This is a genomic window from Actinomycetospora atypica, from assembly GCF_042653685.1.
GTDB classification, from domain to species: Bacteria; Actinomycetota; Actinomycetes; order Mycobacteriales; family Pseudonocardiaceae; genus Actinomycetospora; species Actinomycetospora atypica.
Window position 1 is genome coordinate 1 of sequence record NZ_JBHSIV010000092.1, and the last position, 813, is coordinate 813.

At 72.8% G+C, this 813-nt stretch carries 1 pseudogene; it reads left to right on the plus strand.

Annotation, left to right across the window (positions count from 1 at the left end):
* Positions 1–437: 437 nt before the first annotated feature.
* Positions 438–813 (plus strand): annotated as a pseudogene (locus tag ACFPBZ_RS29450) (hypothetical protein); the annotation flags it as partial.

Here is an 813-nt window from a genome sequence, read left to right on the forward strand (position 1 = left end):
GCCGCCGCCCTCGGGGTCGAGCCCGGGCAGCAGGGGCGCGTGCGCCACCGGCGGCGGCGCTGGGCGCAGTCGCCCCCCGTGGTTCTCTCGCCCCGACTCCCCCACCTGGGCTTGAGTGGCAGGGTCCTCGTCCACGTTGGCGTGCCGGCCGGACCGCGGCGGACTGCTGCTCGCCATGGCCCGACGCTAACGCCACCCGCGACGTTTCGGTTGTACTTGGCCGTGTCGGGTTGCGAACCGGCTGTGGGTGTGGAGTAGGAGTCCGTTGGGCTGGCGGGCGGTAGTCACTGGCCGGGCCACTGATGCATGATAACACGCGTTATCATGTAATAGTGACCGGGTCCTCAAGCCACTCCAAGACCAAAGACGACTCGCTACCCACGCCCAGCCAAACTTGCTCACACGAGGGCCGCCCTGTGCCGGCGGAGTCGCTCGGGTTGGGCGGGCCGCCAGAGCCCGACGAGGTCTCGGGGCCGGCGGCGCTGCCCGGGGCGCTCCTGGTCGACCCGGTCTTCGACGGCCACCGCTCCCCCGCCCCGGAGCGCGCCCGTGCTGCTGCCGCGTCACTCACCACGGGCGGGGTAGTACCCGGCCGCTCCCTCGCCGCGGAGCTGTCCACGTCGGCCGACCTCCGGGGAGCAGCCGAGAAGGGCTGGGTAGGGGTGCGGGAATGGGCGGCGGCGTTCGTGCTCGCGCAGCGCTCCGGGCACACCCGTCGGGCCTACGTCGGGGATCTCCAGCACTTCCTCGGCTGGTGTGTGCAGGTCGGACTCGCGCCGGGGCGGGTGGCGCGCGCGGATCTGGACCGCTACG